Origin of the sequence: Nonomuraea wenchangensis, from assembly GCF_900111685.1 — a bacterium.
Classification (GTDB): Bacteria; Actinomycetota; Actinomycetes; order Streptosporangiales; family Streptosporangiaceae; genus Nonomuraea; species Nonomuraea wenchangensis.
In genome coordinates, this window is record NZ_FOHX01000010.1 from 302,765 (window position 1) to 315,712 (window position 12,948).

A 12,948-nucleotide genomic window follows, 5' to 3' on the forward strand; every position below is an offset into this window, starting at 1 on the left:
GTCGAGCAATGGTGGGTTCAGGACGGAGTTGACATCATTCCCGCATGCCTATCGAGCAAAATATGCTCCTGCTGTTCACCATGACCACGATCATCGCCATGATCACCCCTGGGCCGGACATGCTGTTCGTCCTGGGCTGCGGGATGCGTGGCGGCCCGCGCGCCGGCCTGCTCGCCACGGCCGGGGTGGCGACGAGCGAGGCCGTCCACGTCGCCGTGGCCGCCGCGGGGCTCGCGGCCCTCTTCGAGATGGTGCCGGTCGCCTTCACCGTGGTACGGATCATCGGAGCCGGATACCTGATCTACCTCGGCGTGCAGATGATTCGTCACCGCAAGGGTGTGGATCACGAGATGCCCGTGGACGGCGAGGGAGGGATGCCCGGACGCCGGGCGTTCACCAGCGGCCTGCTGACCAATCTGCTGAACCCGAAGATGGTCACCTTCACCATCGCCTTCCTGCCCCAGTTCATCAAGCCGCAGCTTGGTCAGGTCTGGTTGCAGTTCGCGATTCTCGGCGCCGTTCTGATCGTGCTGGAGTTCGTGGTGGACGGCACGGTCGGCGTGCTCGCGGGCAGGATCGGCGGCTGGCTGCGCCGTCGGCGCGCGGCTCGCCGACGTGTCGACATCGCCACGGGAGGCATCTTCATCGGCCTGGGAGTGCGGCTGGCCGTCGAGCGGTGAACGCGCCGTAAGGACTCGGCGGGCGGGGGACGCCCCCGCCCGCCGCTCATGGGGTCAGGGCGTGGCCTCGGGAACGACCGGCACCGCCACGAGCCGTACGGCGGGCTCGGCGGTGGCCTGGGCAGGGCTCTCCGGGACGGATGGCTCGGCGGGCGACTGGGCGGCCGGCTGGGCCGTACGCGGGACGTAGGTGCCGTCGCGGCGGGCGAGCAGCTCGGCCAGCAGCGCGTCCCACTTGAGCCCGACCGCCTCCACGCTGTACGTCTCCGCCGTCTCCAGCGCACGGGTGCCCAGATCGCGGCGGAGCTGCTCGTCCTCGATGACCCGGATGATGCCGGCCGCCAGGTTGGCGTTCGTACGCGGCTTGACCAGCAGCCCGTCCACCTCGTTCTTGATCATCTCCTTGGGGCCGTGCGGGCTGTTGAAGCTGACGATCGCCAGCCCCTTGGCCATGGCCTCCAGGATCGTCATGGGGAAGCCCTCGTGGCGCGAGCTCATCACGTACAGCGACGCCTTCTCCAGCTCGGCCCCGACGTCGGTGGTGGGCCCCGGCAGCTCGACCTTGTCCTGCAGCCCCGCCTCGGCGATCTGCGTCCGCAGGTTGTCCTCCTGGGGCCCGGCGCCGAAGATGCGCAGCTTCCAGTCGGGGTGGACGGCGGCGACGGTCTCCCAGGCGGTGATGAGCCGGTGGAAGCCCTTGATCCGGGTCATGCGGCCGACCGCGACGGCGACCTTGGCGTCCAGCTTGGACGGGTCGCCGGACATCGGCGGCACGGCGTTGGGAATGCGGGTGAGCTTGCGCGGCTTCTTCGGCAGCGCCTCGCGGTAGTCGTTCAGGTCGGCCCTGGTGAGGGTGACGAGGGCGTCGAGGCGGCGGTAGCGCCACTTGATGAGCTTCTGCACCGCCTCGGGCTGCGTGCGCAGCGCCACGTGCTCCTGCCCGATCGTGATCACGCCCGGCAGGGCTAACTGGGCCATCACGAGGTTGAGCCCCGGCCGGGTGCCCATGAGCACACCGGTGTCGAGCGAGCGGATGTAGCGGGCCAGCCGCAGGTCGGTCCAGAGGTTGAAGCGGTGGTAGGCCGACTCCTCCTTGGGGATCAACCGGCTCGGCCGCTTCGACAGCAGCGCGCGCAGCGGGTTGCGGCTCGGCCGCAGCCGGTCGTCCAGGAAGCGGAAGCGCACCCGCGGGTCAATGGGGAAGAACGGCTCCTCGGCCTCCTTCAGGATGCTCACGATCTCCACGTCGTGCTCCTCGGCCAGGTAGCCGGCCAGGTTGAACACGGTCCTGATCGTGCCGCCCATGCCGTAGGCGTGCAGCAGCAGGATACGGATCCGCCGCGTCGAGGGGGGTGGCGCGTTCCGCGCCTTGCGCCGGTTGTACCCCCGATAGAGCCGCAGCGCGGCCGACTTGCCCTTGCGTGCGAGTGCGCGCACCTGACGAGTCCCCCTTGAGAACGAGAAAGCGATCAACAACACTTCACGGCCGCGCGCGAGGTCGTGTAGTCCCTGCGCCGGCCGGCGTTCACCTGAGCGTCTTGCGTGAGCGGGAAGCACTGTTCATCCCCGGTGTGCTTACCTCACCTATGATCATTAGACGCTGCGAAGGTGACTAAGGTTGCATACGCGGCCGATGCCGCGGATCGGGCGTGTGCGGGGGATGCTCGGCCAGCAGCTCCAGCGCCACGTCGATGGCCCGTTCGAGCTGGGTGTCCACGCCGCGCGCGTAGTCCTGCGGGGTGATGTCCACTTCGATGTCGGGATCGGTGCCGTAGTTCTCCACCTGCCAGCCGACGTCGTCGAAGGCGAAGGAGAACTCCGGCTGCGTCGTCACCGTGCCGTCGGCGAGCTGGTGGCGCGGCCAGATGCCGATGACGCCGCCCCAGGTGCGCCGGCCCACCAGCGGGCCCAGCTTCAGCAGCTTGAAGGTGTGGCTGAAGATGTCGCCGTCGGAGCCCGCCCACTCGTTGGTGATGGCGACCAGCGGCCCGCGCGGCGACTCCGGAGGGTACGGCTCCGCCGCCCCCCACCGCGGGTAGTCGTAGCCGAGCCGGCGCCGGGCCAGCTTCTCCAGCAGCAGCGCCGAGACGTGACCGCCGCCGTTGAACCGTACGTCCACGACGAGCGCGTGCCGGTCGTGCTCGGCGAGGAACCCCCGGTGGAACTCGCCGAACCCCTCCGGCCCCATGTCGGGCACGTGCACGTAGCCGACCCGGCCACCGGAGCGCTGGTGGCAGCGGGCCCGGTTGAGGTTGACCCAGTCGCGGTAGCGGGCGGGCTGCTCGTCCGCCAGCGTCCGCACGGTGACCGCGAACACCTTCTCGCCGCGCCGCAGGGTCAGCTCGACCTCCTCGCCGGCCTGGTTGACCAGGCGCTCGTTCGGGGTCGCGACGCCGTCGCCGATGGGCGCGCCGTCGATGGCCAGCACCGCGTCGCCGGGGCGTACGTCCAGGCCGAGCCGGTTGAGCGGCGAGGTCGCCTTCGGGTCCCACGGGTCGCCGGTGACGAGGGAGGCGATGTGGTAGACGCCGTCGCGGCGCTCCCAGTCCACGCCCAGCTTGCCCTGTGTGTAGTCGGGACCGGGACGGTACTCGCCGCCGCTCTCGTAGGCGTGGCTGGTGGCCAGCTCGCCGTGCAGCTCCCACAGCAGGTCGGAGAACTCGCCCCGGGTCGTCACCCGGTCCACCAGCGGCTGGTAGCGGTCGTACACGGCCGGCCAGTCGACGCCCGCCATGTCCTCGCTCCAGAAGTTCTCCCGCTGCAGCCGCCACGCCTCGCGGAACATCTGCCGCCACTCGGCCTCCGGGCACACCGACACCTTGATCCGCGACAGGTCGATCCAGCCGCTCTCGCGCCCCGGCCGGTCGTCGTCGTGCCCCGGCACCTCGCCCGCCTTGACCACACGCAGCCGCGAGCCGGTCCGGTACAGCAGCGTCCGGTGGTCGCGGCCCAGCTCGAAGTCCGTGACGCCGTCGGCGAAGGTCTCGTTGTCGTTCTTGGCGAAGTCGTACAGGTGCAGGACGTTGTCGCCCTCCACGGGGCTGGTGAGGATGAGCGCCTTGCCCTTCAGCCCGGCCACCCGCTCGTAGCGGCCCTCGGGGAGCGGGAAGGCGGTGACCCGGCGGGCCAGGCCGTCCACGTCCACGCGCAGCGCCTCCGGCCGCTCCTCGCCGCCCTCGTCCTCGTCATCGTCCCCGTCCTCGTCCTCGTCGTCCTTGCGCTCCAGGGGACGCTGGCGCGGCACGAACGGGTCCGGCACGTCGGCGCGCAGCGCCACCGCGTACGGGCGGGTGCCGAGCGGGAAGCCCAGGTCGAACTGGAGCTGGTCGTAGACGGGGGAGAAGGTCCGCTGGCCGATGAAGTAGAGGTAGCGGCCCTCGGGGTCGAAGGCCGGCATCGAGTCGATCAGCACCGGCTCGGTCGCCTGCACGGTGCGCCCGCTCTCCGGATGGTGCAGCTTGATCGCGGTGGTCTGGGGGTTGAGCGGGGCGGCATAGGCGAGCCAGGAGCCGTCGGGCGACCAGGCGGGGTCCTCCGGCGAGCCGTACGGGTTGGCCTCCACCAGGTCGCAGCGGCCCGTGGCGAGGTCGAGCAGGTGCAGCTCGTAGCGGTGGTTGACCACGGCCACCCGGTCGTGCGCCGGGTCGGGCACCAGCGCGGTGATCCGGCCCAGCCGGGCGACCTCGGTGCCGGGGCCGCCCTCGCGGCTCTCCAGGACGACCAGCCGCTCCTCGTCGCCGTCGTCGCTGGCCGCCGCGATCAGCCGTACGCCGTCGTTGAGCCAGGTCAGGAAGCGGTAGCGGACGCCGTCCTCGACGCCCTGCCGGCGTACGGGGCCCTCCCAGCCGGCCATCGTGTACGCCTTGCCGCGCGTGGTGATCGCCAGCGCGCTGCCGTCGGGGCTGAGCGTGGCGCTCTCCAGGTAGTCGGCCGCCTCGACGAAGCGCCGGTTGCGCTGGGTGCGCGAGCTGGCCAGCGCCACCTCCAGCCGGCGCGGACGCTCGCCGGGCTCCAGCAGGTAGAGGTCCGCGCCCGCGTGGTAGACCAGCCGGTGCCCGTCGCCCGACAGGTTGCGGGCGTAGTAGTCGTCGTGATGGGTGTGCTTGCGCAGGTCGCTGCCGTCGGGCAGGCACGAGTAGACGTTGCCGACGCCCTCGTGGTCGCTGATGAAGCACACCCGCCCGCCGCTCCAGCAGGGGGAGGCGAGGTTGCCAGGAAGCTGGATCAGCCGCCGGAACTCGCCCTCGCCAGTGGGGTCGATCCACAGGTCGCCGACCGTGCCGCCCCGGTAGCGCTTCCAGCGGGCCGGGTCGGCGGTGTTGCGGCCGAGCACGATCATGCCGCCGGGGCCGTGCGCGATCGAGTTCGCGGGACCGTACGGCAGCCGCTCCGGCACCTCGCCCGGCGCCACCCGGTGCAGCCACTTGCGTCCCTCGAACGGCTGGGACTGGTCGCTGGCGTAGAGGATGCGGCCCTCGGGGTCCCAGCCGGTCACCGTGCAGCGCGCGCCGTGGAAGGTCACCCGGCGGGCCGCGCCGCCGGAGGCCGGCATGACGTAGACCTCCTCGGGGCCCTCCTCGCGGCCGACGAAGGCGAGCTGGTCGCCACGGGGGGAGATGCGCGGATAGCCGGCCTCGGCCAGCCCGGCGGTGAGGCGGAAGGCCCGGCCGCCCTGGGCGGAGACCATCCACAGGTCGTCCTCGGCGGCGAACACCACGACGTCCTGGAACACGGAGGGGAAACGCAGGTAGGCGGACATCGCGGCAGCTCCACGGTCGATGCGACAGCCGGGAGCCGGGCTCCCGGCTGTCCGATCATGTCACCATAGATCAGCTCTCGTCGGAGCCCTTCCTGGTTTCTTTCTTCGTCTCCTTGGCCTGCCTGCTCGTCTTGATGGCCTGCTTCTTCGACTTGCCCGACTTAGTGGCAGGTTTCTTCTTCGTGTCTGCCATAGGAATCCCCCCTGTACGGACAGAGCGCACGCGTGATTCGTGCACCAAGCTCATTGCTACCCATTTGTGCACGAAACCCGACATGCCGCCTATGTACCCCTTACAGCAGGCGAAGCTGCTCGGCCGGCGGACCCTCGGCCGGGCCCGAGGCTGAGCGGAGGGGGCGGGGCGGGCGGCGGCGGGCCATGGCCGGGACGGCGCGGCCCACGCCGAACCGCTCGGCCAGCTCGCGCACCTGAGCCGCGACGCGCTCCTGGTAGGGCTTGGGCGCGTAGGCGCCGCGCCCGTAGAGCTCCAGGTAGCGCGGCACCAGGCGTGGATGCTCGCGGGAGAGCCAGCGCAGCCACCACTCGCGGGCCCCGGGCCGCAGGTGCAGCACGATGGGCGTGACGTGGGTGGCGCCAGCCTCGGCGATCTCCTTGACGGTGCGTTCGAGCTGGGCGGGGGAGTCGGTGAGGTAGGGGAGGACCGGCGCCATCAGCACGCCGCACGCGATGCCGTGGTCGTTGAGCGTGCGGCAGACCTCCAGGCGGCGCAGCGGGTGGGGCGCGCCCGGCTCCACCGCCCGCCACGCCTCCGCATCGACGAACCCGGCCGAGACGGCGGCGCTCACCTCGGTGACCTCGGCCGCCTCGGCGAGCAGGTCGAGGTCGCGCAGGATCAGCGTGCCCTTGGTGAGGACGGAGAACGGGTTGGCGGCCTCGCGCAGCGCGGTCAGGATGCCGGGCATCAGGCGGTAGCGGCCCTCGGCGCGCTGGTAGCAGTCGACGTTGGTGCCCATGGCGATGTGGTGGCCGCCCCAGCGCGGCGAGGACAGCTCCTTACGGGCCAGCTCGGCGGCGTTGACCTTGACCACGATCTTGGAGTCGAAGTCCGCTCCGGAATCCAAATCAAGATATTCGTGCGTTTTCCGGGCAAAACAGTAAACACACCGATGGCTGCAGCCGCGATAGGGGTTGATCGTGTACTCGAACGGCACGCGACTGGCGGCGGGCACGCGGTTGACGATCGAGCGGGCCCGGATCTCGTAGAAGGTCATGCCCTGGAACTCGGGCGTGTCGAACGTCCGCGTGACCGCTCCCCGAGCGAACAGCGGCACGGACGGATCGGCCTCACCGTCGGCGGTCAGGCGCAGGTTGTCCCAGCGCATGCCATGATTAGAACAAAAGTTCGAGCTTGATCGCAAACCGAAAAGAGGGTGCAATTACCTGGTCAGGCCGTGGCTAATGATCTTCATGGTTGGGCAGGAAGAGGCCACAGAGCTTGCGTTCCGGAGGTGCACGTATGGCCTGGTCGCAGGACGAGGAGCGGATGCTCGCCGAGATCGAGCAGCACCTCGTCGAGGATGATCCGCGACTCGTCGCACGGCTCGAGTCGTTCAACGAACGAGTCCGTCGCAGCGAGGCCAGGTCGCAGGGGCAACCCGGCGGCTGGCGCCGGCCACGCCGCTCGACGGTCATCATCCTGGTCAGCTGGGTGCTCATCGCCACGCTGGTCTCCACACTCCTGATCATGGTCCTGCACAACGAGCCCGCCTCGGGGCTGTCGCTGGGCGCCGTGCCCGGCGAATCGGCAGCCGAGCTCGCCCCCGACACCGCCGCCGCCCCCGCCTCGGCCGGGACTCACTGACGCCTCAGTGCCGTCAGGTCCGGGACGCCCAGCGCGTCCGGACCCTTGCGACGCCTCGGCGCAGCGCTCCGGTCCGGCGACGCCTCCGCCCCGCCCATCCCAGGACGCCTCAGCGCGACCTGCCCCGGCGCCGCTCGGTCCAGGCGCGGCGGATCTCGTCGTAGCCGAGCACGGTGATCCCCTCCTCCCGTAGCAGCTCGCGGGCCCGCGGCGAGGTCAGGAACTCGTAATCGCCGCGGCGTACCCGCCACCCGTCGGGATCGGCGGCCTGTGACGCGCGCCCGCCGAGGCCCGGGTGCACCGCCCACTCGCTCAGGCCGGGCGGCAGCTCGCGCAGCGCGCGTGCGTACGCCTCGGCCTTGCCGGCCACGTCCAGGGCGAAGCTGTCCAGGAAGTCGTGGTCGAGCGCGGGCAGACCGCGGGCGCGCAGCAGCTCCCGCGACGGCTCCAGCCAGGCCCGCACCGCCAGGCCGTGCTCGTCGGCCAGCTCCAGCGTCAGCTCGAACACGTCCGCGCGCCCCCCGTCGGCCAGGCAGTGCCAGTCCAGGTGCGACGGCTCCAGGCCGGCGTCCAGCACGGCGTGGAGCTGCGCCCGGAACTCGATCTCGATCTCGTCGAGGCGGGCGCGGGCCAGCACGCCGGGAGCGTCCTCGAAGGAGGGGAACCCGCCGGCGGCGTCCAGCAGCGACGGGATCAGCGCCCGCGGGGCGAGCGGCCCCCACGGGCGGCCCGGCTGCTCGCACACCAGCGTCAGATGGACGCCGAACGGGATCTCCGGACGGTCACGCAGCAGCGCCATCGCATGCGCGGCCGCCGGGCAGGGCGTCATGAGGCTGCACGAGGCGGCGACGCCGTCCTCGATCGCCCGTACGACGGCCTCGTTGACCTCGGGGTGGAGCCCGAAGTCGTCGGCGTTGACAATCAGCAGGCGCGCCTCGGGCGGGAATCCCAGCAACGAGGCGGACGGTTGTGCAGTCATCTCCTCACCATGATCGAGGTGAACGGCTTGCACAACCTGTTTTCACGGCGTCGCGACGCGGATCTGCGGCTCGTGGCGCACCGGGAAGTTCACCGACGAGGCGATGAAGCAGGCCTTGTGGGCGTCGGCGTGCAGGGCGGCGGCCTTCTCCGCCATCTCAGGGGCGGCCACCGTGACCTCGGGGCGGAGTACGACCTCTGTGAAGTGGCCGCCCGCCGAGGTCTGCGCCATCGTGCCGCCGGCGCGGTCGACGTACGCCGTGACGACGACGTCGTTGACCGCGCACAGGTGCAGGTACGACAGCATGTGGCACTGCGACAGCGCCCCGACCAGCAGTTGCTCCGGGTTCCAGCGGGACGCGTCGCCGCGGAAGGCCGGGTCGGAGCTGCCGGGGATGACGGCGGCCGGGCCGTCGGCGGACAGCTCGTGGTCGCGGGCGTAGTCGCGGTAGCCGCTGGTGCCGGTGCCCCGGTCGCCGGTCCAGGTCACGACGGTGGCGTAGGTGTGATCGCGATTCATGGGCGGTCTCCCTCGGATGACGGTTCGTACGGGTGGCTCGTGGTCGTGCGGGTGTCCAGGACGTGGGCGCGGGCGACGGCGGCGGCCTCCTCGGGGCGGCCCGCCGTGATCGCGGCGAGCAGGTCGTCGTGCTGCGCGGACACGTACGCGTGCCGGGCGGGCGGCGCCAGCGAGCGCAGCGTGGACACCTGGATCTGGTCCCAGACGCGTTCCAGCGTGCGCAGCGCGAGGGCGTTGCCGGCCAGCTCCGCGATCGTCCGGTGGAAGCGGCGGTTGAGCGGTACGGCGTCGGCCAGGCGCCCCTCGGCCGTGGCGGCCGCCGTCCGCGCCGCGACGTCCTGCAGCGCGCGCAGGTCGGCGGGGGCGATGCGGCCCTCACGCTGCCGGACCGCGGCCAGCTCGGCGGTGAGCGCCTCCAGGGCGCCCCGTACCTGGTAGGCCTCGTCCAGGTCGTCCTCCTCCAGGGCGACGACCGTGACGCCGCGGCCGGCGGGCCGGACCAGGCCGTCGGCGGCGAGCGCCCGCAGGGCCTCGCGCACGGGGGTCCGGCTCATCCGCAGGCTCGCGGCCACCTCCATCTCGGTCAGCCGCGCGCCCGGCGGATAGACCCCGCCGAGTATCAGCTCCCGCAACCGGCTGCACGCCACGTCGGTCTGCATGAAAAGGATCTTAGTACTTTGCATGCAATGCATGCAAAGCCCAAACCATTGCCCGCGAAATACTCGCAGACGTATACTCGCAAACGAGTAAGGAGGACGAACATGGCGAAGCGTCGGCCGGTGCGCAACCTGCTGGGACTGGCCGTGCTCACCGTGCTCGTGCAGCGCCCCATGCATCCGTACGAGATGGCCTCGGTCCTGCGGGCCCGCGCCAAGGACCGCGACATGCGGATCAAATGGGGCTCTCTCTACACGGTGGTCGGCAACCTGGAGAAACACGGCATGATCGCTGCCGTCGAGAACAACCGCCAGGGCGCCCGCCCCGAGCGCACCGTCTACCGCGTCACCGACGCCGGCCTCGCGGAGGCCGCCGACTGGACGCGGGAGCTGCTCGCGGCCCCCGCGGACGAGCCGTCGGCGTTCGAGGCCGGGCTGTCGGTTCTGGGCGGCCTCGGCCCCGACGAGGTCGCCGAGCTGCTGCGGCGGCGGCTCGCCGTCCTGGAGCGGCACCTCGCGGCAGACCGGGACGAGCTGGAGCGCGACGGACGGGAAGTGCCCCGGCTGTTCCTCCTGGAGGCGGAGTACGCCCTCGCGATGCGGCGGGCCGAGGCCGCCTGGGTGCGCGGCCTGCTCGCCGAGCTCACGGACGGCACGTTCCCCGGCCTGGACGCCTGGCGCGCCTACCACGAGACCGGCCGGCTCCCCGACGACGTGGCCGCGGCCGCGGAAAGGGGACGCAGGGACGACTGAACCCGTAAGAACCCGGCGGCGGTGCTGGCACACCGCCGCCGGGTGACCTCGCATCCGACAGACCCGCGGAGCGGACCCCGGCCACGAGGTGGCAACGGCAACAATAGCCGGGCTCCCCGCCGCGGTCCCGACCATGGGGAGCAAACATGATCACTCTTGACCGCGTGACGTCGCAGGACGGCACGGAGATCGCCTACCGCTGCCTCGGCGGCGACGGCCCCGGCCTGGTGCTGCTGCACGGGGCCATGCAGACCGGGCACGGCAACATCGAGCTGGCCGAGGCCCTGTCCGGCGCGTTCACCTGCTACGTGCCCGACCGGCGCGGCCGGGGCCGCAGCGGCCCGGCGGGGCCACGCTACGGGCTCGCCCGCGAGGTCGAGGACCTGTCCGCGCTGCTGGCCGCGACCGGCGCCGAGCACGTCATGGGCGTCAGCTCGGGCGCCATCATCGCCCTGCGCACCGCGCTGGCCCGCCCGGAGCTGCGTACGGTCATCGCCTTCGAGCCGCCCCTCGACCTCGACGGCTCCAACCCGACCGGCTGGCTGGAGCGCTTCGACAGGGAGCTCGCCGCGGGCCGCGTCCCCGCGGCGCTGGTCACCGGCATGCGGGGGACCCGTATGGGCCCGGCGTTCCTCGGCCTGCTGCCGCGGCCCCTGCTGGAGGCCATGACGACCGCCATGCTCAAGCGGCAGGAGAGGACGGCCGCCGACGGCGAGCCCACGTTCCGCGAGCTCGCCCCGACCCTCCGCCAGGACGTCGAGGTCGTCGCCGAGACCGCCGACGACCTCGACGCCTACCGTCGCGTGGAGGCCGAGGTCCTGCTGCTCGGCGGCGCGAGGAGCCCCGCCTACCTCAGGAACGCGCTCACCGCCCTGAGCGGAGCGCTGCCCCGCTGCCGCCGCGTGGACCTGCCCGGCCTCGACCACAGCGCCACCTCGAACGCCTCGATGGGCGGTCGGCCAGAACGGGTCGCGGCGGAGGTCCGCAGCTTCCTGCCGACGGCGGGCTAGGAGTCCTCTGATGATGTTGCTGGTCGGGGTTCCGATCATGTAGGCCGAGGGTCAGGCTGAACAGCATGATGGGGCATCGTCCCGAACAGCCGGTCGGGCCGGATGTATGGAGCACCTGCCGGGAGTTGATCCCGGCAGGCAGTGTCTACGCTTTCCTGGCCGAACATCGCGATGAGTTGTTTCCCGAGGAGATGTTCGCCGATCTGTATGCCGCGACTGATGGGCGGCCGAGCATCCCGCCGCAGGTGCTGGCGTGTGTGCTGGTGTTACAGGTGTTGCTGCACAGTTCCGATCCCGAAGCCGCGCTGGCGGTGCGCTGTGATCTGCGCTGGAAGGCCGCTTGCGGGCTTGGCCTGCAGGATCGGGGCTTCGACCCCTCGCTGCTGGTGTACTTCCGGCAGCGGCTGCGCAAGTCGGGCGACCCGAATCGGATCTTCGCCCGGGTCAGCCGCCTGGCCGCGGACAGCGGGGCGCTGCGGGCGCGGACGAGGCGGGTGCTGGACTCGGCGGTGCTGGACGACGCGGTCGCGACCCAGGACACCATCACCCAGTTGATCGCGGCGATCCGGCGGGTGAGCAGGCAGGTCCCGGGCGCCGCCCCACTGATCGCCGAACGCTGCCACGCCACCGACTACGACCAGGCGGGCAAACCCGTGATCGCCTGGGACGACGCCAAGGCCCGCCAGGAGCTGGTGTCCGGCCTGGTCACCGACGCGCTCACGGTGGTGAGCGCGTTCGAGACGGCCGCGGTGGCGGGCGAGCTGGAGGAGACGGCAGGCCAGGCCCTGGCGCTGCTGGCGCTGGTGGCCGGCCAGGACGTCGAACCGGCCGAAGGTTCCGACGGCACCGACGGGCGCTGGCGCATCGCCCGCAAGGTCGCCACCGACCGGGTCATCTCCACCGTCGACGCCCAGGCCCGGCACGTGCACAAGACCGTGCATCAGCGTCAGGACGGCTACAAGGCGCACGTCGTGATCGAACCCGATACCGGGCTGTTCACCGGTGTCCGGCTGACCATGGCCACCGGCGCCGGCAACCACGAGGCGGTGGTCGGCGTGGACCTGCTGGCCGATCCGGGCGCCGGTACTGCGGTGTTCGAGGTGCTCGGCGACAGCGCTTACGGCACCGGCGACGCCCGCGCCGCGCTGGCCGCCGCCGGGCACACCCTCATCATCAAGCCCGCACCGCTGCGCCCGGCCGTGGCCGGCGGCTACACCCGCGACGACTTCACCGTCGATGAAGCCGCCGGCACGGTCACCTGCCCGGCCGGGGTGAGCCGGCATATCACCCGCACCCGCCACGCGGTCTTCGGCATCGCCTGCCGCACCTGCCCACTGCGCGAACGCTGCACCACCAGCAAGGACGGCCGAACCCTGCGCCTGCACCCACACGACGCGCTGTTACACCAGGCCCGCCAGGAATGGGCCACCGATCCCGACATGAGAGCCATCTACCGGCAGCACCGGCCCATGGTCGAACGCTCCATCGCCTGGCTGGTCGGCGCGGACGGCGGCGCACGCAGGCTCCGCTACCGCGGCGTCTTACGCAACGACCTGTGGCTTCATCTCAGAGTGGCGGCCTTGAACCTGCGCCGCCTGATCAACCTCGGGCTTGCCGGCGTCCAGGGCCGGTGGACCCTGCAGCCCCACACCGGCTGAACCACCGAATGCGGGGCAACGGCTACACGGCCTGTCGTCCAATGCCTCGATCACCCTGCCAGCCCCACCACCTGCTGTCCATCTCCGAACAACATCTTCAGAAGGCTCCTAG

At 71.5% G+C, this 12,948-nt stretch carries 12 protein-coding genes; 5 read left to right on the plus strand and 7 right to left on the minus strand.

Annotated features, from left to right (window positions below; translation table 11 throughout):
* The first annotated feature begins 44 nt into the window (after positions 1–44).
* Entirely contained in the window at positions 45–680 is a 636-nt protein-coding gene (locus BMW85_RS29290) for a LysE family translocator (protein WP_091087722.1), read from the plus strand.
* 54 nt (positions 681–734) lie between these two features.
* On the opposite strand, the gene BMW85_RS29295 is transcribed toward BMW85_RS29290, so the two are convergent.
* The 4 genes from BMW85_RS29295 to BMW85_RS29305 form a co-directional block, all read right to left on the minus strand.
* Entirely contained in the window at positions 735–2,117 is a 1,383-nt protein-coding gene (locus BMW85_RS29295) for a glycosyltransferase family 4 protein (RefSeq protein WP_091087724.1), read from the minus strand.
* Positions 2,118–2,292: 175 nt separating this feature from the next.
* On the minus strand, positions 2,293–5,439 hold the full coding sequence (locus BMW85_RS29300; RefSeq protein WP_091087727.1) for a S41 family peptidase: 3,147 nt from the start codon (positions 5,437–5,439) through the stop codon (positions 2,293–2,295).
* Positions 5,440–5,509: 70 nt separating this feature from the next.
* Positions 5,510–5,632 (minus strand): hypothetical protein, encoded by a 123-nt coding sequence (locus BMW85_RS52075; protein WP_281249613.1) that lies wholly within the window; start codon positions 5,630–5,632, stop codon positions 5,510–5,512.
* Between the two features lie 100 nt (positions 5,633–5,732).
* Positions 5,733–6,782 carry an Rv2578c family radical SAM protein gene (locus BMW85_RS29305; RefSeq protein WP_091087730.1) on the minus strand — a complete coding sequence of 350 codons (1,050 nt, stop codon included), beginning with the start codon at positions 6,780–6,782 and terminating at the stop codon, positions 5,733–5,735.
* 134 nt (positions 6,783–6,916) lie between these two features.
* Between BMW85_RS29305 and BMW85_RS29310 the strand changes: the two genes are divergently transcribed.
* A complete protein-coding gene (locus BMW85_RS29310; RefSeq protein WP_091087732.1) occupies positions 6,917–7,261 on the plus strand; it encodes a DUF3040 domain-containing protein in 345 nt (114 codons plus the stop codon).
* 109 nt (positions 7,262–7,370) lie between these two features.
* Here the strand turns inward: BMW85_RS29310 and BMW85_RS29315 are convergent, their stop codons facing one another.
* The 3 genes from BMW85_RS29315 to BMW85_RS29325 are packed head-to-tail and all read right to left on the minus strand — an operon-like array spanning position 7,371 to position 9,418.
* Entirely contained in the window at positions 7,371–8,240 is an 870-nt protein-coding gene (locus tag BMW85_RS29315; RefSeq protein ID WP_091087735.1) for a carbohydrate deacetylase, read from the minus strand.
* A 42-nt stretch (positions 8,241–8,282) separates the two neighbouring features.
* Positions 8,283–8,759 carry an OsmC family protein gene (locus tag BMW85_RS29320; protein ID WP_091087737.1) on the minus strand — a complete coding sequence of 159 codons (477 nt, stop codon included), beginning with the start codon at positions 8,757–8,759 and terminating at the stop codon, positions 8,283–8,285.
* Entirely contained in the window at positions 8,756–9,418 is a 663-nt protein-coding gene (locus BMW85_RS29325) for a GntR family transcriptional regulator (RefSeq protein WP_091087739.1), read from the minus strand. Before BMW85_RS29325 ends, BMW85_RS29320 begins: the two co-directional genes overlap by 4 nt.
* A gap of 102 nt (positions 9,419–9,520) precedes the next feature.
* Here BMW85_RS29325 and BMW85_RS29330 point away from each other — a divergent pair, with 102 nt between their 5' ends.
* From BMW85_RS29330 to BMW85_RS29340, 3 genes are all read left to right on the plus strand, one after another.
* On the plus strand, positions 9,521–10,168 hold the full coding sequence (locus BMW85_RS29330; protein ID WP_091087741.1) for a PadR family transcriptional regulator: 648 nt from the start codon (positions 9,521–9,523) through the stop codon (positions 10,166–10,168).
* 146 nt (positions 10,169–10,314) lie between these two features.
* The gene (locus tag BMW85_RS29335) at positions 10,315–11,178 is read left to right on the plus strand and encodes an alpha/beta fold hydrolase (RefSeq protein WP_091087743.1); all 864 of its coding nucleotides are present in this window, start codon (positions 10,315–10,317) and stop codon (positions 11,176–11,178) included.
* A gap of 65 nt (positions 11,179–11,243) precedes the next feature.
* Complete coding sequence (locus BMW85_RS29340) at positions 11,244–12,836, plus strand: IS1182 family transposase (RefSeq protein ID WP_091087748.1); 1,593 nt, start codon at positions 11,244–11,246, stop codon at positions 12,834–12,836.
* The last annotated feature ends 112 nt before the right edge of the window (positions 12,837–12,948 follow it).